Raw genomic sequence first — 25,170 nt, forward strand, 5'->3', positions numbered from 1 at the left:
GGACGCATCACGCCTGTGCACGATCCCGGACGGCGGGGATCCGGACAGGCTTGAGGCATGGCAGTCAACGCAATGCGTCCACCAGCCGCGGCCCCCGCACCGGCCCCGGCGTCGGCAGGGCCCGCGACCGAGAGGCCCGTCCCGCACTGGGCCCGGACGGTCGCCCGCCTCATCCCCCTGATCGGCTTGCCGGTGTGCCTGTGGCGGCTGCCCATCGGCTTCGGGTTCCAGATGGGGATGGACCTTCCCTCTTCGCCGCAACCGCTCTGGTTGACGGTGCCCTACGTCTTCACGCTGAGCCTGCTGTCCGAGGCGTTCGCCCTGCTCTGCTCCGGCCTGGTGCGCGGCTGGGGCGAGGTCGTGCCCGACGCCGTGCCCGTGTTCGGCGGCCGCCGCATCGCGCCCTCCGTCGTCATCGTGCCCGCGGCCGCCGCCGGGCTCGCCTTGACCTGGCTGACCGTCGACTGGGTGCTCGGCGTCTTCGGCGTCGCCGGGTTCTCGTTCGTCGGGTACACCAACGGCTGGTGGCGCGCTCTGGCCGTGACCGTGAGCGGTCTGTTCGTCCTGTGGGGCCCACTGCTGCTCGCCCTGACGTGTTCCTACCACCGGCGACGGTGCCGGCCGGCCCGTACATCGTGAACCGATGGCGAATGGTCCCTCGCCCCACGCCGCCGGTGGCTTACGATCACGACGGACGGTCACGTCCTGCGACCGCCGCCCACCCTGCCACAGTGGAGGTCACCCGTGTTCTGGACGGCCGAAGGACACCGCAGTCACCGCAGCACCTTCCGCAGCGGCTCCCGGATGCGCGTAGCGGCCGGTGCCGCGGCCGCCGCGGGAGTGTTCCTCGCCGCGGGCTGTTCCTCCTCCGGCGGCGGGAAGGGGGAGGCGGCCGGAGGCGTGCCCGTCGTCGAGAAGGGCAAGCTGACCACCTGCACCCACCTGCCCTACCCGCCCTTCCAGTTCGAGCAGAACGGCAAGGTCGTCGGCTTCGACGTGGCCCTGATCGACCTGGTCGCCAAGAACCTCAAGGTCGAACAGAAGATCCTCGACACGCCCTTCGAGAACTTCAAGACCGGCGCCTTCCTGAACTCGGGCGAATGCGACCTCGCCGCCGCCGGTATGACGATCACCGACGAGCGCAAGAAGAACGTCGACTTCTCCGTCCCGTACTTCGACGCGACCCAGGCACTGCTCGCGACCAAGAAGAGCGGGATCACCTCGCTCGCCGACGTGAAGGCGAAGAACAAGAAGCTCGGCGCCCAGGCCGAGACCACCGGCGAGAGCTACGCCAAGGCCCAGGGCTTCAACCCCGTCGCCTTCGAGAGCTCCGACGCGGTGCTCAACGGACTGCGCACGGGACAGGTCGACGCGGTCGTCATCGACTACCCGGTCGTCCAGGGCTGGCTCAAGGACCAGAAGAACGCCGGTGAGTTCGTCCTCGGGAAGCAGAGCATCGAGACGGGTGAGCAGTACGGCTTCTCCGTGAAGAAGGGCAACGCCGCCCTCCTCGCCGCGATCGACAAGGCGATCACGGACGCCAAGGCCGACGGCACCTACAAGAAGATCTACGAGCAGTGGATCGGCCCGCTGCCCCAGGCCACCTCGTGACCTCTCGGTTGACCCGGCGGCAGCGCCGCCGCCTCTGGCAGGGCATCCAGTACGCCGTTTTCGTGGCCGTACTGGTCCTGCTGGGCTTCCTCGCCGACTGGGACCGGCTGCAGAACCAGTTCGCCCAGAAGGACCTGGCCCAGCGCCTCTTCCCGGAGATCATCACCCTCGCCCTGCGCAACACGGTGGTGTACACGCTCTCGGGGTTCGTCTTCGGCCTGGTGCTGGGTCTGGTCATCGCGATGATGAGGCTGTCGTCGGTGGCCCCCTACCGGTGGGTCGCCGGCGTCTACATCGAACTGTTCCGCGGCCTGCCCGCCCTGTTGATCTTCATCTTCGTGGGCGTGGCGGTGCCGCTGGCGTTCCCCGGTACGGAGATCCCCGGCGGAACGTACGGCAAGGTCGCGCTCGGCCTCGGCCTGGTCGCCGCGGCGTACATGGCGGAAACGATTCGGGCCGGCATCCAGGCGGTGCCCAAGGGCCAGATGGAAGGGGCGCGTTCGCTGGGCTTCTCGCACGGCCGCGCCATGGTGTCGGTGATCATCCCGCAGGCCTTCCGCATCGTCATCCCGCCGCTCACCAACGAACTGGTCCTGCTGTTCAAGGACTCCTCGCTGGTGCTCTTCCTGGGCGTGACGCTGGAGGAACGGGAACTGACGAAGTTCGGCCGGGACCTCGCCAGCGAGACCGCCAACTCCACCCCGATCCTCGTCGCGGGCCTGTGCTACCTCCTCGTGACCGTGCCCCTGAGCTTCGTGGTGCGCCGGCTCGAGGCCCGCGCGGACAAGGCCACGTGAGGACGAGATGTCACAGAAGACGGGACCGCTGGACACGATGGCCACAGACCGCCCGGAGATCGAGATCCGGGGCCTGCACAAGTCCTTCGGGGACAACCACGTCCTGCGCGGCATCGACCTGGAGATCGCCCGCGGCGAGGTGGTGTGCGTCATCGGGCCGTCCGGCTCGGGCAAATCCACGCTGCTGCGCTGCGTGAACCTGCTGGAGGAGCCCAGCGAGGGCCAGGTCTTCGTCGGCGGTACGGAGGTCACCGACCTCGACGTCGACATCGACGCCGTACGACGCCGCATCGGCATGGTCTTCCAGCAGTTCAACCTGTTCCCGCACGTGAACGTCACCGAAAACCTCACCCTGCCGCAGCGGCGGGTGCTGGGCCGGGACAAGGCGCAGGCCGCCGCCGTCGCCCGGGAGAACCTGGAGCGCGTGGGCCTCTCGGACAAGGCGGCGGCCTACCCGGCTCAGCTGTCCGGCGGCCAGCAGCAGCGGGTGGCGATCGCCCGAGCCCTGTCGATGGGCCCGGCGGTGATGCTCTTCGACGAGCCGACCTCGGCGCTCGACCCCGAACTCGTCGGCGAGGTGCTGTCGGTGATGCGCGTACTGGCGGGGGAGGGCATGACGATGATGGTGGTCACCCACGAGATGAGCTTCGCCCGCGAGGTCGCCGACCGGGTCGTGTTCATGGACGGCGGAGTGATCGTCGAGCAGGGGCCGGCGGCGCAGGTGGTCGGCAATCCGCGGCACGAGCGCACCAGGAACTTCCTCAACCGCATCCTGGACCCGGCAGCGGTCGAACCCCCCGTCGTCGACGGCCCGCCCGAAGAGTGAGGTCCGGGCCGGGCCGTCCGGCGTCAGACGAGCGCCGCGGCCAGCAGGGCGGCGGTCTCGGCGACCAGCGGGTTGTCCACGGCGGCTTCGGGCCGGTCCTTGGTCGTCAGGACGGCCATGACGATCGGCGCCCGGCCGGGCGGCCAGGTGATGCCGACATCGTTGTTCGTGCCGTACTTGCCGCCACCGGTCTTGTCCGCAAGGGCCCACTCCGCGGGCAGGCCCTTGCGGAAACGCTCCGTGCTCGTCGTGTTGGCCAGCAGCCACCCCCTCAGCCGCGCCCGGTCCCGGGGTGCGAGCGCGTCGCCGAGAGCGAGGCGCTCGTAGGTCCGGCCGATGGCACGCGGGCTGGTGGTGTCCGTCAGCCGGTCCGGCTCCGCGGAGTTCAGAGCGGGCTCCCAACGGTCGAGCCGGGTGACCCCGTCCCCCACCGAACGACAGAAGTCGGTGATCGCGCCGGGCCCGCCGAGCTCGCGGAGCAGCAGGTTCCCGGCGGCGTTGTCGCTCTGGCAGATCGTGGCCGCGCACAGTTGCCCGACGGTCATTCCGTTGGCCACGTTCTCGGGCAGCCCGGTGACCGGGCCGTGTCCGGAATCCGTCACCTCCTGCTGCGTGTAGTGGATCCGCTTGGCCAGGAACTCCCCGTCCCGGTCCTTGTCGCGCAGCACCGCGGCCACCGCGAGGGTCTTGAAGACCGAGCACATCGCAAAGAGCTCGTCCGCCCGGTACAGGACCGTCCGCCCGGTGGCCGTGTCGCGGGCGAACACGCCCAGGCGGGCGCCATGCGCCCTCTCGAGCGCGCGCAGCTCGCGGACGATCCCCTCCTGCCGCGCCGGAGCCGCGTACGCCGTCCCGCCCAAGGTTGTCCCGGCCAGCGCCACTCCGGCTCCCGCGGCCAGTACGGCGCGGCGGGTCGGGCGGGCTCCTGAGGTCTCCACGATGCGATCTCCCGTTCTTCTGCGGTCCGTATGGAATCAGGACGCATCGGTAGCACCTTTGGTTCGCTCTGGCATCATTTGGCTCGATTCGGCGCGCCGGAGTCCGGTAACCGCCTGATGGCTCTAGCCTCGGTTCATGGCTGACATGTTCGAGCACACCCCTGAGGTGTGGACCGCGGCGAAACTGCGCGACGCCCTCTCCGGTCTCCCCGACGAGACCCCGATCCACATCGGCGTCGCGGACGGCCCCGGCGACTTCGCCGGATACGGAGAGTTCGTCCTGGTCAACGCGGAGCCGGTGGAGCTGGACCCCGCCGACGACGACACCGCCCCCGCCGGGCCCGAGGTCCAGTTCACGCTCTTCGCCGACGCCAAGGCGGGCGCGTACCACCTCGACCTGGACTGACCGGGCCACGCTCCTGATGTGATCACCGGGCCGCCGAAATACACTGGGCGTGCGTTTTGCACCAGAGCCCATAAGCGGCAGCACCCCGGAGCCGTCCATGACCCCCCACAGGTCCGCGCGGTCGGCGACCGCGGACGATTTGCTGACCCGGCTCGGGCGGCTCACCGCCCAGGCCAGGGAAGGGGCAGAGCTCCAGCAGGCCCGGGTCGAGCTGGCCGAGGCATTGCAGCGGGAGATCCTGCCCGCATCGCTGCCGGCCCTCCCAGGGCTGCGCACGGCGGCCCGGTACGCGCCCGCCCGCCACGGTCTGAGCATCGGCGGTGACTGGTACGACGGCTTCCGGCTGCCCGAGGGGGCCCTGGGGTTCTCCATAGGCGACGTCGAGGGGCACGACGTGGAGGCCGCCGCATTCATGGGGCAGGTCCGGATCGCCGTACGCGCGGTGGCCGCGGCCGCCGCCGACCCCGGCGAGGTGCTCAGCCGGGCCAACGAACTGCTCCTCTCCGTGGACTGCGACCTCTTCGCGACCTGCACCTTCGTACGGTTCGACCCCGCCGCCGGGGAGATCCAGAGCGCCCGCGCCGGGCACGTGCCCGGCGTCTGGGCCACGACCGACGGGCAGTACGGCATCGTGGAGGACGAGGGCGGTCTGCCGCTGGGCATGCTTCCGGGCGCGCAGTACCCCGTGACCAGGCGCCGGCTGACGGCCGCGGGCTCGTTCATCCTGGTCACCGACGGCGTCGTGGAAGGCCCCAGGTTCCCGATCGAAGCCGGGCTGGACCGCGTGGCCGAGGTGGTCAGGGCGGGGGCGGGCGCGGATCCCGGCGACCTGGCCGCCGAGGTGATGAAGGTCGCCGACTCCACCGGCCACGAGGACGACGCCGCGGTGCTCGTCCTGCGCCACGAGGCCTTCGCGGGTCCGCGGGGCGGCACGCGGAGTGCGGCGTAACGCGTGTCACGCACCTCCGGCGGGCGCTGGCTGTCGTCTGATGAAGCCATGCGCACCGAGGGCTTGCGACGTCTGTGCCTCACCGGGCTCTGGATCCTTGTCGTCGCCGCCGCCTACTTCGCGGGCGGCCGGGTGGGGCTGCTCCAGCAGGTCGTGCTCGACGGGGCCACCGTCACACCCCTGTGGCCGCCCACGGGCATCGCCGTCGCCTGTCTGCTCTGGCTCGGGCTTCGCGTCTGGCCGGGAATCGCGATCGGCGCCTACCTCGTCATCCAGTCGATCAGCCCGGTCGATCCCGTCGGGATCGGGATCATCGCCGGCAACACCCTCGCTCCGGTGTGTGCCTTCCTGATGCTCCGCCGAGTCGGCTTCCGCACGGCGCTGGACCGGTTCCGGGACGGATTGGCGCTGGTCTTCCTCGGTGGCCTGGCGCCGATGCTGATCAGCGCCACCGTCGGGACCTGGCTGCTGGTGCTCACCGACAGCCTGCCGAGCGGCGGATTTTGGACCGTGTGGTGGACCTGGTGGGCCGGCGACGCCATGGGCGTGCTCGTGATCACGCCGCTGCTCCTGGTCCTGCCCACGATCCGCCTGTCCGACGACGTCTACCGGTGGGCCGAGGCGGCCGCTCTGCTGCTCTCGGCCGTCCTGCTCACCCTCCTGGCCACCAGGACCGAGTCGGCGCTGCTCTTCCTCGTCTTCCCGCTCCTCATCTGGGCGGCCCTGCGCTTCCAGTTGGCGGGGAGCGCGCCGTGCATGCTGCTGGTGTCCGTGCTGGCGAACTCGGCCGCCATCGACCGCAGCGGTCCCTTCGCCGATCACACGCTGGTCGAGAGCATGGCCAACCTTCAGGCGCTCAACGGCAGCGCGGCCCTGACCTCGCTGCTCCTGTCGGCGCTCGTCACCGAGCAGAACTCCATCCGCCTGAGGATCGAGCAGGCCTGCCAGGACCTGGCCGAGGTGGTGGAGCAGCTCTCGCCGGGGAAGTCGGCGCGGCGTTGGCCCCCACCGGGGGAGTGACGCCTGCACGCCTGCCCGTTCGACCGCTCCGGTCGGACGGGCAGGCGAGCCGGGCCGGGGTCAGGCGATGCGCCACTGCTGGTACGTCGAGCCGTTGGCCGGCTGCTGGGTGACCAGGGCTCCGTCCGCGCCGGACGCGGTGGTCAGCAGGAGCCCGCTCTTCTTGTTGGCCACCGAGTAGCCGTCGGCGCCGAGCGCGGTGATCTTCCAGCGCTGGCTGTCACCGCCCGTGCAGGTTGCCTGGACGACGGCCGCGCCCGCGGTGGTGGAGCCGCCGGCGACGTCCGCGCACAGCTTCGAGGAGACGTTGACCAGGGTGTGGCTGCCGTCACTGCCCAGGGTCAGCTGCCACTGCTGGTTGGGTCCGCCGTGCGGTGTCCAGGTGATCAACTGGGTGCCGGAGGCGTTGGAGCTCGCCGGGTCGTCGAGCGCCTTGCCGCCCGCGGTGAGGGTGCGGACGCCGCCCAACTGGTTCCCGTACACCTCGAACTCGTACAGCGAGTAGCCGTACGTGGTCCCGCGCTGGGTGCCGTACACGCGGATGTGGCGGCCCGATCCGGTCAGGCCGGTCAGGTCCTGGGCCCCGCCGGCGCCGGTGGTCGTGGAGTGGATGGTGCGCCAGGTGGTGGCGTCGTCAGAGAGCTGGATCTGGAAGGACTTCCCGTACGCCGCCTCCCAGCGCAGTACGACGCGGTTGACGGTCTGGACGGAGCCGAGGTCGACCTGGATCCACTGCGGGTCGCCGTAGGCGCTGGACCACCGGGTGCCGGGGTCGCCGTCGGTGGCCGAAGCCGCCGGGAAGTTCACCGTCTCGGTGCTGGAGGCGGTGGTCGGGCGGCCCAGGGCGAGGTTGCCGGGCTGGGCGAGGCCCGGCCAGGCGGGGTTGTGGCCGACGGCCGCCGCGATCGGGGTGAAGGCGGCGTACGTCGTAGTCAACTTCGGGGAACCCCAGGTCTGTTGGGCCAGCGCGCGCAGCGGGTACATGATGCCGGCCGCGATCTGCTCCTCGGTCTCGGCGGTCGGGTTGTCACACCAGACGTGGATCAGTGAGCCGGGGTTCTTCGAGGGGTCGGACACGGTGTTGCCGCCCTCGAAGCGGTCCGGGGTCCAGGTCTCGTACATCCACTTGGTGTCGGGCTTCGCGCCCCCGAGGACGTAATACGTGGGCGTCCAGGACTCGTTGGCGACGACGTGCCCGGCGTCGGCCAGCTGTTGGGGCGTGAGGCCGTAGCTGTACCAGTACTCGACGAGGATGCCGGCGTTCGGTTTGACCGTCCCGTCACCGGACTTGATGCCGTCGTTCCACATCCGGGTGGTCTTGCCGCCGGCCCGGACCAGGTCGTCCGCCCAGTTCACGAACCCGTAGTAGGTGTCCTTGGCGGTCGCGTTCGCGCCGTAGTGGGCGCGGGCGTAGCTGAGCAGCTGCGGGTACTTGCCGTAGTCCGTGACGTATTCGTCCGCGCCGATGTGCCAGTACGGGGCCGGGAACAGCGGCAGGTACTCGTTCACCAGGTCCTTGATCAGTGCGTACGAACCCGGGAGCGAGAGGTCGATGAAGTCGGGGCTGACCGCGCCCGAGCTGCTCTTGAGCTTGAGCTCGGGATGGGCGGCCAGGACCGCGTTCATGTGTCCGGGGGTGTCGATCTCCGGGACGATCGTGACGTGGTACTTGCGGCCGAGGGCCACGAGATCGGCGATGTCCTGCTTGGAGTAGTGATCGGTGGAGACGATCTCCGGATGGGTGGAGCTCTCCAGGCGGAAGCCGTAGGTGTCCGACAGGTGGAAGTGGAAGTAGTTGAGCTTGAGGTACGCGAGCTCCTTGACGTGCTGCTTCAGCCAGTCGACGGTGAAGAACTTCCGCCCCTGGTCGACCATGAGCCCGCGCTCGGCCTTGGTCGGCCAGTCGACCGCCGTGCCGGCCGGGACCGAGGCGGACTGGTGCAGCAGTTGCAGGACGGTACGGGTGCCGTGGAACGCCCCGGTGTCCGTCCCGGCCTGGATGGTGAGCGCGCCCGCGACGGTCATCCGGTAGCCCTCGGCGGGCAGGGTGGCGTCACCGAGACCGAGCCCGATGTCGCCGGCCGCGGCGCTGCCGGTGACGACGGTCACGCTGCGGCCGGCCAGGGCGCCCAGGTCCTCGGCGAACGTGGCAGCCTCGTCGCCGAGTTGGGCGGTGTCGGCGGGATTGACGACGATGCGGCTCGTGCTGGTGAAGGTGTAGGTGCCGGCGGCGGACGTCCATTGACGCAGGGCCGGAACGGTCTGAGGGGGCCCGGCGGCCGCCTGGGCCGGGGTGACGGCGGGTAAGGCCAGCGCGGACACCGCGCAGGCGGTGGCGATCAGGAATCTCAGCAGACGCATGGAGTGTCCCCGAGTCGTGAGTGGGGGGCTAAGGGGGCACAAGTGCAGCGCAGAGCCGACTCCGTGTCAATAGATGCTCGAAACCAGGCTGGATCGCGCATGATTGCGCACGAGCCCGGTGGGGCGGAGCCCTCCGGCCACGTATCGCCGTCTGCTCACGCGTGCTGTTCCGGCACGGCGAACTCCCGCCACGCGGGTGCGTCCGGAGTGATGATCGTCCAGTGGTCCCGGGGGACTTCCGAGATGCCCGCCCCGAGGAACCGCCAGAAGTCCTGGAAGGCGAGTGTGTGACCCCGGGTGTATGCGTCATGGGGCTGGACACGGATGTCCCAGGGGTGATCGTCGACGCACCACAGGTCCTCGGGCTGCGGTGCGAGGTATTGCGCGGCGAGGGGCTCGCTCAGGCCGAGCCCCGGGAACGCCGTCACCACCAAGTCCGGCCGTCCAGCGGTCGGTTGGCCGGGAAACCAGTCGCCCTCCGCGGCCTCCTGCACGTAGCGGTCGATCGCCCGTCCGGCGGAGAACAGCTCGTACCCCCACCAGTCACCGTCGTAGACGAAGGTCAGCAGCCCGGAACAGTCCAGCACCCGCGAGACGTGCAACTGGGCCTTGCGGCGCAGATCCCACTCCCAGCCCCGGTCCCAGCCCAGCAGGGTCCAGCCTTCGTGTTCCGCGTGGAGGGTGTAGCGGTCGCGGACGGTCGAGTCCTCGCCCGCGTCGACGAGAGGCCGCCCCTGGGCCGACCAGATGTCCGACAGCGCCTCGTAGACCTGCTCGTGCCCCACGTCGCGAAAGAGGTTGTAGCGGAAGAAGAGTCCCATGAGGCGTATCTCCCTGTCCCAGACGGCCGCGCACGTCATCGTCAGCGTCATCGGAGCGGGTGGAAGTGGTCATTGCTCCGGAAGCTACCCGGGGAGGTGTGGCGGCGCACTCGGATATCGCGCAGGCGCGGTCACGGCACTAGCGTGACCCGCGTGACGGACACGGACTTCGAGGGTTTCTACCGGGCGCAGACCGCTCCTCTGGTCGCGTTCCTGTGTGTGCAGGGCGCCGCGCTGCCGGTCGCCGCCCGCGCCGCCCAGGACGCGATGGCCGTGGCCGGATCCTGGACGGCCCGGTTCGGCGCAGGTGTTCGTGTTCCGGACCTGCGGACGTGGACGTACCGGATCGCCCTCGACGGCCTGGCTGGGTGGGCCGAGCCGGAGGATCCGATACCGAACCCGCTCCTCGCGGACGAACCCGCCCGGGACCAACCGGCCGCCGGACTCGACCGGTTGGCCGAACTCAGCCCACGGCAACGGCGGGTGGTGGCCATGGCGATGGCCTCCTGCTCCGCCGGTGAGATCGGCTACGAACTCATGCTGCCCGCATACAAGGTGCGTCGGACCCTGCGCTACGCGGGCAAGTTGCTCGGAGCCACCACGCACGACGCCGTGGAGGCCCGGCTCCGCGACCTCCGGGCCGAGTTGGTGGGCGCGCTCGACCCCGCCCTGGACCTGGACGCGGGGCTTGCCGAAGCGCCCCGGGTGCTCGCGCAGACATCGGGACTCGGCTCCCGGCCACCGGTGCCGCCGTGCGGGGCTCCCGTCCCCGCGGTGCCGCCCGACGCCGTCAACGCGCCCGCCCCGGGCGGCCTACGGGAGTACGCCGCGGCTCTGGCCGCGCGCGACGACTCGTACCGCAGAGCGGAGCGGACGCGCTTTCCCGTGGCGGAGCTGGCCGCGGTCCGGCTCGGTGCCCTGTTCTCCTTCCACGCCGATCGATTCCGCCGCGACGCCGAACGGTCCGGCTACCGGGGCTCCCGCTTCGACTTCCCGGCAGCCGACGCGCGTGCGTACGTCGGCGCCCTGGCCCGGGACATCGCGTGCGCCTCGCCCATGTTCGACGCCATCCGCAGCTCCGGCTCCCGCTCCGGTACCGGTCCCGCGCGCCTCGCGTACCACCTGGAGTCGAGCCTGGAGCACGACGACCCCCATACCAACGAGGTCTCCTACGACGGCATCGACCTGGCCCTCGGGCTGGCCGAGTTCCGGCGCGGCGCCCTGAACCTGGCACTGCGGGCGCTCCCCCCGCACCACGGGCAGACCTCGGACCTGGCCGAGACGCTGAGGCGTTCCGCCTTCGACACCGCCAGGGTGACGGAGCAGCTCAGGAGCCTGAGCAGTGACCTCTCCGAGGCAGAGTCGACCCTCCCCGACGGTGTGTACGTCGACATGACCCGCGACTTCGCCGCTCACGAGGGCTACAACGCGGACCTCATCCACGGAATCGGCGCGGCCCAGGACACCCTGTCCCCGTTCGGGTGAGGACATCGGGGGCCGACGGCGGGGAGAACCGCAGCGTGTGAGGTTTCTGCAGGGCCGGCGGCGCCGGCGGAGCGTGCCCTGGGCAGGTGATCGATCCGGGATCATGCAGGGCTCGCTTCGAGGAAAGAAGGCACTGATGCAGGCAGCTTTACGCCGCCACGGACGCCCGGGCCGCCGCCCGACCGCAGCAATCCCGGCCGGAGCACTGCTGTGATCCCGGCGCAGGCCACTGGCGACGCCCGCGCCGCGAAGGACGCCCGCGCCGCGAAGGACGTACGCGTCGTGGTCGTCGGAGCGGGTTTCTCCGGGATCGGCGCCGGCATCCGGCTGCGCGAGGCAGGCTTCCGCGACGTGCTCATCCTGGAGAAGGGTCCGCAACTCGGCGGCACGTGGCGGGAGAACACCTACCCCGGCGCGGCCTGCGACGTGCCCTCGACGCTCTACAGCTACTCCTTCACCCCAGACACCGCCTGGACCCGGGTCTTCGCCGGGCAGCCGGAGATCCACGCCTACCTGCGCGCCACGGCCGAGCGCCACCGCATCGGCGACATGCTGCGCTGCGGAGTGCAGGTGCACGGGGCCCGATGGGACCAGCCGTCCGGCCGCTGGCTGCTGGAGACCAGCGACGGGCCCTACCGCGCCGCCGTGCTGGTCCTCGCCACCGGGCCGTGGCACACCCCGTACCGCCTCGACGTGCCCGGCATCGAGGACTTCGAGGGGCCCGTGCTGCACACCGCCCGCTGGGACCACGGCGTCGACCTGACCGGGCGCCGCGTGAGCGTGGTGGGGAGCGGAGCCTCCGCCGTCCAGGTCCTCCCCGCCATCCAGGAGGGGGCCGCGGCCGTGGACCTCTTCCAGCGCACCGCCCAGTGGGTGCTGCCCAAACCCGACCTGCCGCTGCCCGCGGCGTTCAACCGGCTGCTGGACCGGCTGCCCGGCGCCCGCGGCGCGCTGCGCGCCGGCCAGTACGCCCTGCAGGAGGGCTTCGGCTACGCCTTCCGCCACCCCCGGGTCGCCCGCCTCCTCGAGGCCGGGGCGCGCGCACATCTGCGCCTCGCGGTCCCGGACCGGGGACTCCGCCGGGACCTCACCCCGGACTACCGGCTGGGCTGCAAGCGCCTGCTGACCTCCAGCACCTTCTACCCGGCTCTGGCGCAGCCGCACGTCAGCCTGCACCCCACCGCCGTGACCGCCGTGCGCGGCAACGAGGTCCTCGGTGCCGACGGCACCCGGGTCCGGGCCGACGTCCTCATCGAGGCCACCGGATTCCGGATGGGTCAGCTGCCGCTCGCGCGGAGCCTCTACGGGGCGCACGGCCGGACCCTCGACGACACCTGGGGAGGCGAACCGCAGGCCTATCTCGGCACCACCGTCAGCGGGTTCCCCAACCTCTTCCTGCTGCTGGGGCCCAACCTGCTCGGCGGCTCGTCCTCCGCGATCACCGTCCTGGAAGCCCAGCTGACCTACCTCACCGCCGCCCTCACCCACCTCGAACGCGGCCGTCACCGCGCCCTGGAGATCGACCCGGCCGCCCAGGCCGCGCACAACACCGCGGTGCAGGAGGCACTCGCGACGACCGTCTACAACTCCGGCGGCTGCACCAGCTACTACTTCACCCCCGGCGGACGCAACACCTTCGCCTGGCCCTGGTCCACCGGACGGCTGATCCGCATGCTCGGCCGCTTCGACCCCGACGCCTACGCCTGGGACACGCCGGCCCGGCCCGTCGTCCTGCCGCACCCCGGCGGGCAGCCGTCCTGGTCGGGGGCGAACACCTGACCCCGCCGCCACTGCGCCGGGGGTGCCCTCGTGTGTACTCCAGCACCTAGCCTCTCGTCGACCAACGCACCGGCCACCCGCGTGACCGCGCGGACCATGAGGGGGATTCCCATGAGAAGCGTCGAACTGGGGCGCACCGGCGAGCACGTCAGCGAGGCTGGGGCAAGGCCCGGTTCGACGGCGCCCGGGCCAAGACGCTGCACGCCTCGATCGACGACAGCCTGCGCCGGCTCGGCGCCGACCACGTCGACCTCTACTACGTCCACGTGGACGACCGTGCCACACCGCTGGAGGAGACCCTTGAGGCCCTGGCCGGGATCGTACGGGCCGGCAAGGCCCGCCACATCGGCTGGTCCAACGTCCGCACCTGGCGCATGGAGCGCATCCGCGCCCTCTGCGAGCGGCACGGCTGGCCCGCCCCCGTCGCCCTCCGGCAGCAGCACTCCTACCTGCGCCCCCGCACCGGCCTGGACGCGGCCTCGGTCGTGGACCACGAGCAGCTGGACTACCTGCGCGCCCACGAGGACCTGGGCCGACTGGACGCCGCCGGCGCGTAGCGGCGGGGCCCCGACCGGCCGCGCCCGTCACCCGGTCGCTTCGGGCACCTCCCCGAGCAGCCGCGTGCGGAACAGGTCGAGGACCGTGTCCAGGGCCTGCCGCGTGGGCTGGCCCGGTGCGTCGACGAGGTGCTCCGTCAGGACGGAGTGCGGCGGGAGGGCGGCCTCGGGGTTCGCCGCGCTGTCGTCCAGCTCGACGGCGACGAACGCCTCGCCGAGCTCGCGCCGCAGGTACGCGAACCGGTCCCCGGGTACCAGCCGGTCGCCCCGGAAGCGCAGCCCCAGGACCTGGAGCCCCTCGCGCTCGCAGCGCCGGCGGACGACCGCGAGGTCATCGGGACTGATGTCGATGGCGCCGGCCCGGCTCGCGGTGACGGCGAGCGGGAGCGACGGCTGGGACAGCACGGGGGCCAGCAGGCGCTCGTCGGTGGCCATGGCCAGGGCGAAACCACCGGTCAGGCACATGCCGACCGCGCCCACTCCGGGGCCGCCGCAGCGCTCGTGCTCGGCGGCGGCCAGGGCGCGCAGCCACCGTACGACGTCCGAGCCGCGTCCCGTGGCGAGCAGCGTGAACTCCCGGCGCACGCACACCTGCCACAGCGACGAGGCCAGGTAGCGGCCGGCATTCGCCCGGCCGGCGGTGGCGGGATTCGCGTCGCGGCCGGGTGTGCCGAAGAGCACCGGGAGCACGGCGGTGCAGCCGGCGGCCGCCACGCGTTCGGCGAACCGAAGGACCTTGGGGGTGATGCCCGGTATCTCCGCCATGATGATCACTGCCGGTCCGGTGCCTCGCCGCAATACCCGGCGGGTGGCGCCGTCATGGGTGAAGGTGCTTTGGGTGAAGCCGGTCACGTCGTGGTCTGTCATGGTTCAGGAGACTCCGTACCACTGGCTGCCCCAGCCGGTGTTGATGGTGCTGGTGGACTGATCGGCGAGGTTCACGGTCGGCGGCAGCGAGGTCTGGCCCGTCAGGACGGTGCTGTAGCGGAGCTTCGGCGGCGTCAGGCCGGCATTGACCGAGATGCCGGCTCCCGTGGACTTCAGGGTGAGTCCATTGGTGGCCCAGTTGCCGTTGAGCAGGAGCGCGATGAAGTAGGTCCCGGGGGCGGCGGTGAACGGCTTGCCGAGGGGGAGCGGTTTGGCGATGGCGTCGGTCATCAGCTGGGGCGAGATGTCCGAGGTGGCCCCGAGGAGGCGGCCGTTGGCGTCGTACACGCCGAGATGGCAGTTGGCGAGCTGGGCGTTCGGGTCGACGCCGGCCAGGCCGAGCCAGATGTTCGACCAGGTGATCTGCTCGCGCAGCACGATCCGTACCAGGGTGACCCGGCCGCCGACCCCGGCGGCCGACTGGGCGGTGACATGTCCCGCGTCATTGGGGTCGCCGGTCCAGGCCAGCAGGTTCTGATCCTGCGGACGGGGCCCCTCGTAACCCGAGCCGCCGCTCTGCGCGGGCGCGGTCCCGGAAGTCCCGGTAGCCCCGGAGGTCCCGGAATTCACCGCCGCGGGCCGGCTTTCGCCCGGCGAGGTGCAGCCGGCCAGGGCGAGCAGCGCTGCGAGCGCGGCAACGAGTCTGGTCGTGGCGGTGGTGGTGCGGGCGTGCATGGGCCCCCCATGAGGTGCGGATGTGCCGACGGGCCATGGTCACACGCCCGCTGCCGTGCGCCGACACCGCGACCCGCGCCCGGTCCGCCGCGGTGACGCCCGAAGGCGGAGACACCGCGGCGGACCGGCGCCGCGTCAGCCTTCGATGCGGTGCTGGGTCCAGAACGAGGTCAGGTCAGTGGTCGTGGCCGCCTGGGCCGCTGCCTTGAACTCGGACGTGGTCGAGATGCCGTACCAGTGCGAAGTGGCGTAGTCCTTGAGGAGCTTGGTCATGGCGGTGTCGCCGAGGACGCGCCGCAGGTCGTGCAGGGCGCACTTGCCGTAGCTGTAGATGACGGTGGAGTACCGGGACGAATGGGCGTCCCAATAGGCCATCGAGTTGGTGATCTTCTCCGCCGTGGAGGCCCACGAGACGCTGCTCCAGCAGTTGGTGCCGGTCTTGTTCAGTGCGAGGTCGGTGGCGTAGTCGGTGAATGCCTCGTCGAGCCACGGGTTGGTGTACTCGTCGTCGCCGACGATGCCGTACCACCACTGGTGCCCGATCTCGTGGGTGAGGGCGGTGGTGCTGACCAGGTCGAGGACGAACCCGGGGTATTCCATGCCGCCGAACCAGAAGTTGTTGTCGATCACCGCGTCGAGCTCGCCGTACGGGTAGGCGCCGAACCTGGCCGCATGGGCGTCCACGGCGGTCTTCGCGGTGGTGAGCATCGACTGCGAGTCGGACGAGCTGATCCCCGAGACGGAGTAGATGTTGATCGGGGTTCCACCGGTGGAGGTGCCGGAGATCTTGCCGAAGGGGCCCGCGGCCCACGCGAAGTCACGGACCTTGGCGGCGGTCGCGGTGGTGATCGTACGGCCGCTGGAGCCCGGGGTGTCGACCGAGGCGCCGGTGGCCGGTACGAGCAGGGTGCTCGGGTGGTCCAGGGTCACCTTGAAGTCGGAGGCCAGGGAGTAGAACGACTCGCCGTTGTTGGTGTACGGGTCCAGGTGCCAGCCCGCTGCGTCCCTGACCGCGAGGACCGGCAGGGCGTTGCCGATGAAGCTGAAGGCCCCGTCGTAGCCGAAGCGGTCGGCGCCGCTGGGCACGTTGATGCCCAGGTCGAAGCCGATCGTGGCGCTCTGCCCCTGGAGCAGCGGCACCGGCAGGTCGATCTTGAGGGCCGTGCAGCCGACCGAGAGGGCCCCCGCGGTGCCGCCGGTGACGTTGCCGACCGTGATCGGCATGGCGGAGCAGGTGCCGTGGTAGTTGTCCCACAGCCTCAGGTACACCTCGCCGAGCGCGGTGGCGGAGGCGTTGGTGAAGGTCGCGCTCTCGTGGCCGGTCCAGACGGTGCCGGCGGCGTTGCTGCTCAGGCTGACGGTGTAGGCGGGCGAGGCCGGGGTACGGGTGGAGTCCCCGGGCGGGACCGTACCACCGGAGGTGTCGAGGGCGACGTCGTCGACGACGAAGCTCGTCTTGAGGCTGGAGTCCTCGGTGCCCGTGAAGGCCACGTTGACGGTCTGGCCCGCGAACGACGACACGTCGAACGACTTCTGTACGTATCCGGTGTTCTTGTCGAGGTTCGAGTACGTCGCCAGCGTCGTCGCGCCGATCTTCGCCGTCAGCTTGTCGTACTTGGTGGACGTCGTCGTCTCGGTGGTGTCGATGTGCAGCCAGAAGGTGAGGGTGGCGGTGCTGCACCCGGACGGGATGGTGACGCTCTGGGAAAGCGAGTCGGTGTGCGTACTGCCGACACCGTTCAGCCAGGCGAAGTACGTGCCGCCGTGCGCGGCCTGACCGGCGCGGTTGGTGATCACGCTGGTCTGGGACTGGCTCCAGGGTGAAGTGCCGCTCTCGAACCCGCCGTTGGTGACCACCTGCGCCGGGGTGCAGGCGGCGGCCCTCGGGGCCGCCGATGGCGTGGCGGCGGCCGCCGGGGTGAGGGGGAGCGAGACGGCGGCCAAGGCCGCGACGGCGCATGCGGTCGCGGCGAGGGCCTTGTGGGGGGTGGATCTCACACGAAACTCCTTTGCGGCGGCCGGGATTCCGGCCTGCTCGGTGGCCGCCGCGCCGGCATGGGTGCGCCGGTGGGCAGCCGCGGGCTGTGCGCATCACTTGCACGATCGCTGAGGTGAGATTTCTGCGGTGTCTCCCTGGGGGTCAGGGCGACAACTGCGGGAAGCCTTGCAGAGTTGACCAGAGCATGCCATCAGGGGTGGGTAAAGTGTTCGTGCTCTCGACCCTCACCGGATGCGTTGTGGATGCGCTTCGGGGCCCGTGCGTCCGCTGCCGCCGAAGGGCCGCGGGAGCGGTACGGAGCCCTCCGCTCCCGTTTCCGCTCCCGCGTGCCGTGCCGTGCCGTGTCGTGCCGTGTCGTGTCGTGTCGTGGTCAGGCTGGTCAGGCTGGTCAGGCCAGGGGCTCGGCGGCGAGCTCGATGACCTCCGCGGGGCCCGCCCGGAACGCCGGGCTGGCGGCGTCGGCCTCGACCATGTGGGCGGTGGCGTCGTGTGCGGCGAGCGCCGCCTTCGAGGACCACCGCTCGATCAGGAGGAAGCGGTCGGGCTCGCCGCGCACCTGGTGCATGTCGTACTGCATACATCCCTCTTCGGCTCGCACGATCGGCGCGAGACGCTCGAACGCGGCGATCTGTTCCCGGCCGCGGCCCGGGAGCGTGGTGATCTGGATGACGAGTTGCACCGGCTGTGACATGCGCCGAAGCCTATCCAGTGCCCTGACCGCGTACGTCGTCCAGGGTGGCGTCAGGGCGAGGAGGCGGCCGCACCCGGTCCCGGCTGCGGCGGGGTCAGGAACCGGGCGGCACTGATCCGGTGGAGATGGATGACGATGTCGTGAGACTGGGCGAGCGCGATCTGGAACTCCGACCCGTTCTGCCCCGGGTAACTGCCGCCGATGATCCAGGTGGGGCGGGCGGTGGCCAGCCAGGAGCGGGCCGCGGGCGGGGTGGTCCGCAGGTCCAGGACGTAGTCGCGGTGGCGCACCTTGTCCAGGGTGTACTCGTTGCTGCCGGGTTTCGCGGGACCCACGGTGAAGGGCCGCAGCCGGCCGTCCTCGCCGAAGGCATTGAACGAGCCCTGGTCGAAGGTGGAGCCGATGCTCACGTAGTTCTTGCCCAACTTGTCGCGCAGGTGGGTCCCTTGCATGACGGGGTAGTGCGCCGGGTCGGGGGTTCGCAGGGCGACGTGCGCGTTGTGGGCCGCCAGCACCACCTTGTTCCCGGTGTGCTTCTGCCACCAGTCCACGTTGTCCGCCATGATCAAGTCCCGGTAGCCCATGCTCTGAGCGGCCTGCCGCGGGTCGTCGTAGTCGAAGGCGTAGCCCCTGGCCGTCTGGTCGATGGCGGTGGCGTGCTGGAGCGCCCAGTCGTACGCCTTGGTGTCGCTCCCCGCGCCGGGCGGCTGCTGCTTGAGCAGTTCCAGGGCCCGCCCGGTCCGGTCGGCGATCTCCTTCCGCTCGGCGAGCGGCCGTTGCGGATAGGCCGCCATGTGGGCTTCGGGGGTGGTCTCGGGGCGCAGGCCGCGGTACAGCTCGGTGAAGCGCGGCAGCAGCGCCGGGTGGGCCTTGGCCACGTAGGCGGTCACCTTGTCGTAGAGCTCCGGACCGGCGTACCCGAAGTCGTCGCCCATGAACTGCACCGGATCACCGGGGTGTTGGATGTTGTAGGCGCGCATCCAGTGCAGCAGGTCCAGGTATTCGGTGGTGTTCCAGAAGACGTAGCTGCTCTGGAACTCCTCGCGCATGATCTGCTCCGGATCGCCCGTGCCGCTCAATACGTAGTCGTTGAGCCGCAGTCCGGTGCTCCAGCTTCCCTCCAGCGCGAAGCTGCGGAAGCCCTGTTCCTCGACGAGGTAGCGGAAGACCCGGTGCTTCATCGTGAAGAACTCGTGCGAGCTGTGGGTGGCCTCGCCCAGACCCACCACCCGGGCGTCCTTCACCATCCGGCCGAGCGGGCGCAGATCGTCCAGGCTGCCCTGCGGGTCGGTGGTGCGCAGTGGGTGTGCGCCGCGTTCCAGGGCGGACACCGGCGACGGTGTGGAGGAGGCCGAGGAGGCGGGCGCGGCGGCGATCACGGCGCCGAGGGAGAGGAGCAGTACGGCCAGGGCCGGCTTGTGTCGTTTCATGATCCAAGATTTCCTGCCGGCGGGGACGGCGGCCATGGCCCCAACCCCCCACCCGAGGTGGGGCCAGCCCCCCGGCGGCGTCGGTCTCAGTCCTCCGTGGTGTGGCGGCTGCGGGCCCACAGCGGCAGGGCGAACCAGCACAGGAGGTACCAGGCGAGCACGCCGGAGACCAGCCAGGGAACCAGGGCGCGGTCGCCGGCGATGCGCAGGACGAGGACGAGGGCCGCCGTCAGGGTCGCGAGGAGCAGGATGATCCCGGTGAAGACCAGCCGGGAGGCCCAGGTCACCGCCTGGGGCTTGATCCGACGGCCGGAGACGATCCGGTGGAAGGACACCGGCCCGATCAGGGCCCCCGTCGCCAGGGATCCGAGGATGACCGTGGTGACGTAGATCGTCCTGTCGGTCTGCGGCAGGTCCTCGAACCGGGGTGCGAAGACGACGGTGAGCAGGAATCCGAGCAGGATCTGCACGCCGGTCTGGGCGACCCGGATCTCCTGGATGAGCTCCTGCCACTGCCGGTCCGCGCGCTCGTCGACGGTCTCCTTCCTGCCTTTGCCGACTCCGGAGGGGGTCTGCTCGCCGGTGTTGTCCATGGGTCTCCCCGCGTCGCTGACTCGGTCGGTCGGTCGCTCGGTCGCTCGTGGGACGTGTGTCCCCCTCCTTCCGATTGCCGGATACCGGCCGCGCCACGCGGTCGCCGTCCACGAACACCCTGTTGCGCCACCCGCTCCATCCGATTCCCGAGGTTTGTCCGGACCTCCGGGGGTAGTCGCACGACGTACCGGAAGGAGCGAGCCATGCCGCGTGGAGCCAGCCCCAAACGGGAGCGCCAGTACGAGCACATCAAGGAGAGCGTGCTCGAACGGGGGGAGAGCGAGAAGCGGGCCGAGGAGATCGCCGCCCGTACCGTCAACAAGGAACGGGCCCGGCACGGCGAGTCGAAGACCGCGAGCCGCCTGTCACTGGAGGACATGTCCTCCGGAGAGCGCGGCGGCCACCGCTCCCACAGCGGCGCCGAGGGGCGCACGTACGACCAGCTCTACCAGGAGGCCAAGAACCGCAACGTCGACGGCCGGTCCAAGATGAACAAGGAGCAGCTGCGGCGCGCCCTCGGCGGGGGCAGCTGACGGGAGGCGCCCTAGTCCCCGAGCACGGTCGTGCAGTCCTGCCACGCCTGCGGGCTCAGCAGGGGCCGCAGCCGGGTGAACAGTGCGAGGAGGCCCGCTCCCCATGCCTCGCGGAAGCCGGCGTCGATACGGGCGATGTCCAGCTCGTTGGCGGCGGTCAGCTCCGCGAAGTCCGTGCGCTCCCGGAGGGCCGGGGTGAAGCGGCGGCCCGTGAACCGGTCGCGGAAATCCGCGCCGGAGGTGTCGGCGAGCGTGGGGTAGGACGCGCGGCGGTCGCAGCTCGCGTAGAAGTAGACGATCGATTCGGCCTCCGCGCCGATCGCTTCCACCAGCCTGGACCGGTGCGCGAGCGGCATCGGCGCAAGGGCGAAGCCGTCGGTCCCGTAGAAGGCGTGGCACAGTCCCGCGAGCTGGAGGGCGGGGCGGGCGTTCCAGCGTTCGAGCTGCTGCCGCACCCGGCGCAGGTGTGCGCCGAGAGTGCCTCCGGGGTGTTCTTCGGTCGCGACGCCGAGTTCCTCCAGGAGGTTCTGGGCTGCGAGGACGCGGTCGGCCGGAAGTGGCATCGGGTGGTTCCTTCCCGGATCGGGCCCGGGTGCGCGGGCCTCTGTGGCTGTCAGCTGCGGCACACCACCGGAACACGGCTGTGACCGTGCCGTCCACTGCCGACGGCGGTCGACCTGCCGGCCGGGCCCCGGGCAGGATGGGGGTTATGGAACGCGCAGAACTGGAACGGCGGGCCCGGGCGTTGGCGGTCCCGGGCAGCCGGCGGATCCTCGGGATCGCGGGGCCGCCCGGGGCCGGTAAGTCGACGCTGGCCGAAGACCTCGCCCGCGCCCTCGGCCCCGGGCTGGCGGCCGTCGTGCCGATGGACGGCTTCCACCTCGCCCAGGCGGAACTCGTACGACTGGGACGCGCCGACCGCAAGGGGGCGCCGGACACCTTCGACGCCGCCGGGTACGCGGCCCTGCTGCGTCGGCTGCGGGCGCCGGCCGACGGGGTGGTGTACGCGCCCGCCTTCGACCGCTCGCTGGAGGAGCCGGTCGCCGGAAGCATCCCGGTGGATCCCGGCGTACCCCTGGTGATCACCGAGGGCAACTACCTGCTGTACGAGGCGGGGGAGTGGGCCGCGGTGCGGCCGCTGCTGGACGAGGCCTGGTTCCTCGCACCCGACGACACGCTCCGCGTACGCAGGCTGATCGACCGCCACGTCCGCCACGGCAAGGAGGAGGCGTCCGCCGCCCGGTGGGTGAGCCGGTCGGACGAGGCGAACGCCCGGCTCATCGCCCCGGGCCGCACTCGCGCCGACCTGGTGGTGGAGTGACGGGGATCCGGACGGGGATCCGGACAGGGATCGGACGGGTTCCGTCCGCTACGGCGCGATCGGCAGCTGCCGCTTGTGCTCCGTGAGGCGGTAGCGCCGGACGATCGTGTCGAACGCCCGCTCACCGACCGGCTTGCCCTCCAGGAAGTCGTCGATCTCGTCGTACGTGACACCGAGCGCGTCCTCGTCGGCCTTGCCCGGGTCCAGGGTCTCCAGGTCCGCCGTGGGGGTCTTCCAGACCAGCTCGGCGGGGGCGCCCAGGGCGTCCGCGCACGCCCGCACCCGGCGCTTGGTCAGGCCGGTCAGCGGGACCACGTCGGCCGCCCCGTCGCCGAACTTGGTGAAGAATCCGGAAACCGCCTCGGCGGCGTGATCGGTGCCGACGACCAGGCCGTCCTGCGCGCCGGCCACCGCGTACTGGGCGATCATGCGCTGCCGGGCCTTGATGTTGCCCTGCACGAAGTCCTGGTGGTGGTCGTCCCGGAACTCGGTGCCACCGGCCACGGCGGCCGCCAGCGCGGCGTCGCTCGCGGGCCTGACGTCCACGGTCAGCACCCGGTCGGCGTTGATGAAGCCGAGGGCGAGCTGGGCGTCCTTCTCGTCGGCCTGGACCCCGTAGGGCAGCCGCATGGCGTAGAACGTCGCGTCGTGACCGGCCGCGCGGGCCCGCTCCACGGCGAGCTGGCAGAGCCTTCCGGCGGTGGTGGAGTCCACGCCCCCGCTGATTCCGAGCACCAGGGAGCGCAGGCCGGTGGAGGTGAGCCGCTCGGCCAGGAACGCCACGCGGCGCTCGATCTCCCGCTGTGCGTCGAAGGTCTCGGCCACCAGGAGGTCCCGGGCGATCTCCTGCTGCAGGGCGGTGGACGCCGGCTGGCTCACGGCTGCTCCTCGTGGTCGTTGGGTGCGTCGCTTCGTGGTGCGCTGTCCCGCCGACCCTAACCGAGGCGGCCGGACCATCGGCTCGCCGGGACCCCACCGCCCGTCCGGCGCTCCGCGTGCCGGGTGAGCCGCGTCTCACCGGGGCGGTGGCGCTTGTCTATGCAACGAGTTGCATAGAAGGATCGGGGTATGGCGCTCGACCACGCGATCCTCGTCTCCCTGCTGGAAAAGCCGGGCTCCGGCTACGAGCTGGCCCGCCGGTTCGAACGGTCCATCGGCTACTTCTGGACCGCGACCCACCAGCAGATCTACCGCGTGCTGGGGCGCATGGAGGGCGACGGCTGGCTCGACGTCCGCGAAGTGCCGCAGCGGGCGAGGCCGGACAAGAAGGAGTACTCCGTCGCCGCGGCCGGCCGGGCGGCCCTCTCCGCCTGGCTCCACGAGCCGATCCAGCCCGACAGCGTCCGCCACGAGCTCGCCGTCAAGATCCGCGGAGCGGCCTTCGACGACCCGGCCGCGCTGATCCGTGAGGTCGAGCGGCACCACCGCGTGCACAGCGACCGCCTCACGCACTATCTCGCCGGGGAACTGCGGGACTTCACCGGCCCGCAGGCTCCGGCGGCCCGCGACCGCGACCCCGGGCGGGAGCTCCAGCACGTCGTGCTCCGCGGTGGCATCGCCTACGAGCGGATGCAGCTGGCCTGGCTGGAGGACGTACTCGCCACGCTCCACGGCCTCGCCGCGCCCTGACCCCTCATCCTCACCCTCCCGACCGAAAGGCGAACCTCCATGAGCGACCCGCTGCTGTTCAACCCGCGCACCTACGACCCGGCACACTTCGACCCCGAGACCCGCAGGCTGCTGCGCGCCACCGTCGACTGGTTCGAGGAGCGCGGCAAGCGCCGGCTGATCGAGGACTACCGCTCCCGTGCCTGGCTGGGGGACTTCCTCGCGTTCTCCGCCAAGGAAGGGCTCTTCGCGACCTTCCTGACCCCGGCCCCCGCCGCCGGACAGGACGAGCCCGACAAGCGCTGGGACACCGCGCGCATCGCCGCCCTCAACGAGATCTTCGGTTTCTACGGCCTCGACTACTGGTACGCGTGGCAGGTCACCATCCTCGGCCTCGGCCCGGTCTGGCAGAGCGACAACGCCGCCGCCCGCGCCCGCGCCGCGGAACTCCTCTCCGAGGGCGAGGTGTTCGCCTTCGGCCTGTCCGAGAAGACCCACGGCGCGGACATCTACTCCACCGACATGCTGCTGGAGCCCGACGGCCACGGTGGCTTCCGGGCCAGCGGCTCGAAGTACTACATCGGCAACGGCAACGCCGCCGGCCTCGTCTCCGTCTTCGGCCGCCGCACGGACGTCGAAGGCCCCGACGGCTACGTCTTCTTCGCCGCCGACAGCCGCCACCCCGCGTACCACCTCGTGAAGAACGTCGTCGACTCCTCCAAGTACGTCAGCGAGTTCCGCCTCGACGACTACCCGGTGAGTGCGCAAGACGTCCTGCACACCGGCCGCGCCGCCTTCGACGCCGCCCTCAACACCGTCAACGTGGGCAAGTTCAACCTCTGCACCGCGTCGATCGGCATCTGCGAGCACGCCATGTACGAGGCCGTGACCCACGCCCAGGGCCGCATCCTCTACGGCCGCCCCGTCACCGCCTTCCCGCACGTGCGCCGGGAGCTGACCGACGCGTACGTCCGCCTCGTCGGGATGAAGCTGTTCAGTGACCGCGCGGTCGACTACTTCCGCTCGGCCGGCCCCGACGACCGTCGCTACCTCCTCTTCAACCCGATGACCAAGATGAAGGTGACCACGGAGGGCGAGAAGGTCATCGACCTGATGTGGGACGTCATCGCGGCCAAGGGCTTCGAGAAGGACACCTACTTCGCCCAGGCGGCCGTCGAGATCCGCGGCCTGCCGAAGCTCGAGGGCACCGTCCACGTCAACCTCGCGCTCATCCTCAAGTTCCTGCGCAACCACCTGCTGGACCCCGCCGATTACGCACCCGTACCGACCCGCCTCGAAGCCGCCGACGACGCGTTCCTCTTCCAGCAGGGACCGGCCCGCGGCCTGGGATCCGTACGCTTCCACGACTGGCGCACCGCCTACGACGCGTACGCCGCCGTGCCCAATGTGAGCCGGTTCCGCGAACAGGCCGACGCCCTGTGCGAGTTCGTCCTGACCGCCGCACCCGACGAAGCGCAGAGTCGCGACCTCGATCTCCTCCTGGCGGTCGGCCAGCTCTTCGCCCTGGTCGTGCACGGCCAGCTGATCCTGGAGCAGGCCCGTCTGACCGGCCTGGACGAAGACGTGCTCGACGAGCTGTTCGGGGTCCTCGTACGGGACTTCTCCGCTCACGCGGTCGAGCTCCACGGCAAGGACTCCGCCACCGCGGACCAGCAGAACTGGGCACTGGGCGCGGTCCGCCGCCCGGCCGTCGACGCCGACCGCGCGGCACGCGTCTGGGCGCGCGTGGAGGCCCTGGCCGGGGCGTACGAGATGGCTCCCTGACCGCTGCCGGTCACCCGGCCGGGACCGTGCCGCAGGGCACGGCCCCGGCCGGCGCGG

The 25,170-nt window shown here is 71.0% G+C and carries 24 protein-coding genes and 1 pseudogene; 14 read left to right on the plus strand and 11 right to left on the minus strand.

What is annotated here, in order from left to right; translation table 11 throughout:
- The first annotated feature begins 57 nt into the window (after window positions 1-57).
- From ACFWBF_RS08645 to ACFWBF_RS08660, 4 genes are all read left to right on the plus strand, one after another.
- Window positions 58-639, plus strand: a complete 582-nt coding sequence (locus ACFWBF_RS08645) for a hypothetical protein (protein ID WP_385597269.1) — start codon at window positions 58-60, stop codon at window positions 637-639.
- A 165-nt stretch (window positions 640-804) separates the two neighbouring features.
- Window positions 805-1,611: an ABC transporter substrate-binding protein gene (locus ACFWBF_RS08650; protein ID WP_385597414.1), complete on the plus strand. Its 807-nt coding sequence runs from the start codon at window positions 805-807 to the stop codon at window positions 1,609-1,611.
- Window positions 1,608-2,408, plus strand: coding sequence for an amino acid ABC transporter permease (locus tag ACFWBF_RS08655; protein WP_385597273.1), 801 nt, complete (start codon window positions 1,608-1,610; stop codon window positions 2,406-2,408). The genes ACFWBF_RS08650 and ACFWBF_RS08655 overlap by 4 nt, the downstream gene beginning before the upstream one ends.
- 7 nt (window positions 2,409-2,415) lie before the next feature.
- Window positions 2,416-3,234: an amino acid ABC transporter ATP-binding protein gene (locus ACFWBF_RS08660; RefSeq protein ID WP_385597277.1), complete on the plus strand. Its 819-nt coding sequence runs from the start codon at window positions 2,416-2,418 to the stop codon at window positions 3,232-3,234.
- A 23-nt stretch (window positions 3,235-3,257) separates the two neighbouring features.
- Here ACFWBF_RS08660 and bla read toward each other — a convergent pair whose 3' ends face one another.
- Window positions 3,258-4,172, minus strand: coding sequence for a class A beta-lactamase (gene bla / locus ACFWBF_RS08665; RefSeq protein ID WP_385597280.1), 915 nt, complete (start codon window positions 4,170-4,172; stop codon window positions 3,258-3,260).
- 136 nt (window positions 4,173-4,308) lie between these two features.
- Here bla and ACFWBF_RS08670 point away from each other — a divergent pair, with 136 nt between their 5' ends.
- The 3 genes from ACFWBF_RS08670 (at window position 4,309) to ACFWBF_RS08680 (ending at window position 6,547) form a co-directional block, all read left to right on the plus strand.
- The gene (locus tag ACFWBF_RS08670; RefSeq protein ID WP_385597283.1) at window positions 4,309-4,578 is read left to right on the plus strand and encodes a DUF6225 family protein; all 270 of its coding nucleotides are present in this window, start codon (window positions 4,309-4,311) and stop codon (window positions 4,576-4,578) included.
- Window positions 4,579-4,675: 97 nt separating this feature from the next.
- Window positions 4,676-5,527, plus strand: a complete 852-nt coding sequence (locus ACFWBF_RS08675) for a PP2C family protein-serine/threonine phosphatase (protein ID WP_385597287.1) — start codon at window positions 4,676-4,678, stop codon at window positions 5,525-5,527.
- Between the two features lie 48 nt (window positions 5,528-5,575).
- Window positions 5,576-6,547 carry an MASE1 domain-containing protein gene (locus tag ACFWBF_RS08680; RefSeq protein ID WP_385597290.1) on the plus strand — a complete coding sequence of 324 codons (972 nt, stop codon included), beginning with the start codon at window positions 5,576-5,578 and terminating at the stop codon, window positions 6,545-6,547.
- A 60-nt stretch (window positions 6,548-6,607) separates the two neighbouring features.
- Here ACFWBF_RS08680 and ACFWBF_RS08685 read toward each other — a convergent pair whose 3' ends face one another.
- Together ACFWBF_RS08685 and ACFWBF_RS08690 are read right to left on the minus strand one after the other, a co-directional pair.
- Window positions 6,608-8,908, minus strand: a complete 2,301-nt coding sequence (locus ACFWBF_RS08685; RefSeq protein WP_385597293.1) for a family 20 glycosylhydrolase — start codon at window positions 8,906-8,908, stop codon at window positions 6,608-6,610.
- Window positions 8,909-9,063: 155 nt separating this feature from the next.
- The gene (locus ACFWBF_RS08690) at window positions 9,064-9,729 is read right to left on the minus strand and encodes a hypothetical protein (protein ID WP_385597296.1); all 666 of its coding nucleotides are present in this window, start codon (window positions 9,727-9,729) and stop codon (window positions 9,064-9,066) included.
- A gap of 153 nt (window positions 9,730-9,882) precedes the next feature.
- Here ACFWBF_RS08690 and ACFWBF_RS08695 point away from each other — a divergent pair, with 153 nt between their 5' ends.
- From ACFWBF_RS08695 to ACFWBF_RS08705, 3 genes and pseudogenes are all read left to right on the plus strand, one after another.
- On the plus strand, window positions 9,883-11,214 hold the full coding sequence (locus ACFWBF_RS08695) for a hypothetical protein (RefSeq protein WP_385597299.1): 1,332 nt from the start codon (window positions 9,883-9,885) through the stop codon (window positions 11,212-11,214).
- Between the two features lie 210 nt (window positions 11,215-11,424).
- The gene (locus tag ACFWBF_RS08700; protein ID WP_385597302.1) at window positions 11,425-12,993 is read left to right on the plus strand and encodes a flavin-containing monooxygenase; all 1,569 of its coding nucleotides are present in this window, start codon (window positions 11,425-11,427) and stop codon (window positions 12,991-12,993) included.
- Window positions 12,994-13,184: 191 nt separating this feature from the next.
- Window positions 13,185-13,550, plus strand: a pseudogene (locus ACFWBF_RS08705) (aldo/keto reductase); the annotation flags it as partial.
- Window positions 13,551-13,577: 27 nt separating this feature from the next.
- Here the strand turns inward: ACFWBF_RS08705 and ACFWBF_RS08710 are convergent.
- From ACFWBF_RS08710 to ACFWBF_RS08735, 6 genes are all read right to left on the minus strand, one after another.
- Complete coding sequence (locus ACFWBF_RS08710) at window positions 13,578-14,417, minus strand: dienelactone hydrolase family protein (protein ID WP_385597305.1); 840 nt, start codon at window positions 14,415-14,417, stop codon at window positions 13,578-13,580.
- A 3-nt stretch (window positions 14,418-14,420) separates the two neighbouring features.
- The gene (locus ACFWBF_RS08715; RefSeq protein WP_385597308.1) at window positions 14,421-15,152 is read right to left on the minus strand and encodes a hypothetical protein; all 732 of its coding nucleotides are present in this window, start codon (window positions 15,150-15,152) and stop codon (window positions 14,421-14,423) included.
- A gap of 135 nt (window positions 15,153-15,287) precedes the next feature.
- A complete protein-coding gene (locus ACFWBF_RS08720; RefSeq protein ID WP_385597310.1) occupies window positions 15,288-17,150 on the minus strand; it encodes a M1 family aminopeptidase in 1,863 nt (620 codons plus the stop codon).
- A 389-nt stretch (window positions 17,151-17,539) separates the two neighbouring features.
- Window positions 17,540-17,842, minus strand: coding sequence for a putative quinol monooxygenase (locus ACFWBF_RS08725; protein ID WP_385597313.1), 303 nt, complete (start codon window positions 17,840-17,842; stop codon window positions 17,540-17,542).
- A 50-nt stretch (window positions 17,843-17,892) separates the two neighbouring features.
- Window positions 17,893-19,272, minus strand: coding sequence for an erythromycin esterase family protein (locus ACFWBF_RS08730; protein WP_385597316.1), 1,380 nt, complete (start codon window positions 19,270-19,272; stop codon window positions 17,893-17,895).
- A gap of 86 nt (window positions 19,273-19,358) precedes the next feature.
- Entirely contained in the window at window positions 19,359-19,865 is a 507-nt protein-coding gene (locus ACFWBF_RS08735) for a DUF6328 family protein (RefSeq protein ID WP_385597318.1), read from the minus strand.
- A 204-nt stretch (window positions 19,866-20,069) separates the two neighbouring features.
- On the opposite strand from ACFWBF_RS08735, the gene ACFWBF_RS08740 reads away from it, so the two are divergent.
- Window positions 20,070-20,399 (plus strand): plasmid stabilization protein, encoded by a 330-nt coding sequence (locus ACFWBF_RS08740; protein ID WP_385597321.1) that lies wholly within the window; start codon window positions 20,070-20,072, stop codon window positions 20,397-20,399.
- 11 nt (window positions 20,400-20,410) lie between these two features.
- Here the strand turns inward: ACFWBF_RS08740 and ACFWBF_RS08745 are convergent, their stop codons facing one another.
- Entirely contained in the window at window positions 20,411-20,962 is a 552-nt protein-coding gene (locus ACFWBF_RS08745) for a DUF6817 domain-containing protein (RefSeq protein ID WP_385597324.1), read from the minus strand.
- Between the two features lie 146 nt (window positions 20,963-21,108).
- On the opposite strand from ACFWBF_RS08745, the gene ACFWBF_RS08750 reads away from it, so the two are divergent.
- Window positions 21,109-21,720, plus strand: coding sequence for a nucleoside/nucleotide kinase family protein (locus tag ACFWBF_RS08750; RefSeq protein ID WP_385597327.1), 612 nt, complete (start codon window positions 21,109-21,111; stop codon window positions 21,718-21,720).
- A 48-nt stretch (window positions 21,721-21,768) separates the two neighbouring features.
- On the opposite strand, the gene nadE is transcribed toward ACFWBF_RS08750, so the two are convergent.
- A complete protein-coding gene (gene nadE, locus ACFWBF_RS08755; RefSeq protein WP_385597330.1) occupies window positions 21,769-22,599 on the minus strand; it encodes an ammonia-dependent NAD(+) synthetase in 831 nt (276 codons plus the stop codon).
- Window positions 22,600-22,788: 189 nt separating this feature from the next.
- Between nadE and ACFWBF_RS08760 the strand changes: the two genes are divergently transcribed.
- Together ACFWBF_RS08760 and ACFWBF_RS08765 are read left to right on the plus strand one after the other, a co-directional pair.
- Window positions 22,789-23,349: a PadR family transcriptional regulator gene (locus tag ACFWBF_RS08760; RefSeq protein WP_385597333.1), complete on the plus strand. Its 561-nt coding sequence runs from the start codon at window positions 22,789-22,791 to the stop codon at window positions 23,347-23,349.
- Window positions 23,350-23,388: 39 nt separating this feature from the next.
- Window positions 23,389-25,113: an acyl-CoA dehydrogenase family protein gene (locus ACFWBF_RS08765; RefSeq protein WP_385597336.1), complete on the plus strand. Its 1,725-nt coding sequence runs from the start codon at window positions 23,389-23,391 to the stop codon at window positions 25,111-25,113.
- The last annotated feature ends 57 nt before the right edge of the window (window positions 25,114-25,170 follow it).

Origin of the sequence: Streptomyces sp. NPDC060028, from assembly GCF_042736725.1 — a bacterium.
In the GTDB taxonomy this organism is placed as follows: Bacteria; Actinomycetota; Actinomycetes; order Streptomycetales; family Streptomycetaceae; genus Streptomyces.

Bases quoted from the DNA above. Each gene is read 5' to 3' on its own strand.
- ACFWBF_RS08645 (WP_385597269.1), top strand. From the start codon at position 58: ATGGCAGTCAACGCAATGCGTCCACCAGCCGCGGCCCCCGCACCGGCC.
- ACFWBF_RS08650 (WP_385597414.1), top strand. From the start codon at position 805: ATGCGCGTAGCGGCCGGTGCCGCGGCCGCCGCGGGAGTGTTCCTCGCC.
- ACFWBF_RS08660 (WP_385597277.1), top strand. From the start codon at position 2,416: ATGTCACAGAAGACGGGACCGCTGGACACGATGGCCACAGACCGCCCG.
- ACFWBF_RS08670 (WP_385597283.1), top strand. From the start codon at position 4,309: ATGGCTGACATGTTCGAGCACACCCCTGAGGTGTGGACCGCGGCGAAA.
- ACFWBF_RS08675 (WP_385597287.1), top strand. From the start codon at position 4,676: ATGACCCCCCACAGGTCCGCGCGGTCGGCGACCGCGGACGATTTGCTG.
- ACFWBF_RS08680 (WP_385597290.1), top strand. From the start codon at position 5,576: ATGCGCACCGAGGGCTTGCGACGTCTGTGCCTCACCGGGCTCTGGATC.
- ACFWBF_RS08685 (WP_385597293.1), bottom strand. From the start codon at position 8,908: ATGCGTCTGCTGAGATTCCTGATCGCCACCGCCTGCGCGGTGTCCGCG.
- ACFWBF_RS08690 (WP_385597296.1), bottom strand. From the start codon at position 9,729: ATGGGACTCTTCTTCCGCTACAACCTCTTTCGCGACGTGGGGCACGAG.
- ACFWBF_RS08710 (WP_385597305.1), bottom strand. From the start codon at position 14,417: ATGACAGACCACGACGTGACCGGCTTCACCCAAAGCACCTTCACCCAT.
- ACFWBF_RS08715 (WP_385597308.1), bottom strand. From the start codon at position 15,152: ATGCACGCCCGCACCACCACCGCCACGACCAGACTCGTTGCCGCGCTC.
- ACFWBF_RS08725 (WP_385597313.1), bottom strand. From the start codon at position 17,842: ATGTCACAGCCGGTGCAACTCGTCATCCAGATCACCACGCTCCCGGGC.
- ACFWBF_RS08730 (WP_385597316.1), bottom strand. From the start codon at position 19,272: ATGAAACGACACAAGCCGGCCCTGGCCGTACTGCTCCTCTCCCTCGGC.
- ACFWBF_RS08735 (WP_385597318.1), bottom strand. From the start codon at position 19,865: ATGGACAACACCGGCGAGCAGACCCCCTCCGGAGTCGGCAAAGGCAGG.
- ACFWBF_RS08740 (WP_385597321.1), top strand. From the start codon at position 20,070: ATGCCGCGTGGAGCCAGCCCCAAACGGGAGCGCCAGTACGAGCACATC.
- ACFWBF_RS08745 (WP_385597324.1), bottom strand. From the start codon at position 20,962: ATGCCACTTCCGGCCGACCGCGTCCTCGCAGCCCAGAACCTCCTGGAG.
- ACFWBF_RS08750 (WP_385597327.1), top strand. From the start codon at position 21,109: ATGGAACGCGCAGAACTGGAACGGCGGGCCCGGGCGTTGGCGGTCCCG.
- ACFWBF_RS08760 (WP_385597333.1), top strand. From the start codon at position 22,789: ATGGCGCTCGACCACGCGATCCTCGTCTCCCTGCTGGAAAAGCCGGGC.
- ACFWBF_RS08765 (WP_385597336.1), top strand. From the start codon at position 23,389: ATGAGCGACCCGCTGCTGTTCAACCCGCGCACCTACGACCCGGCACAC.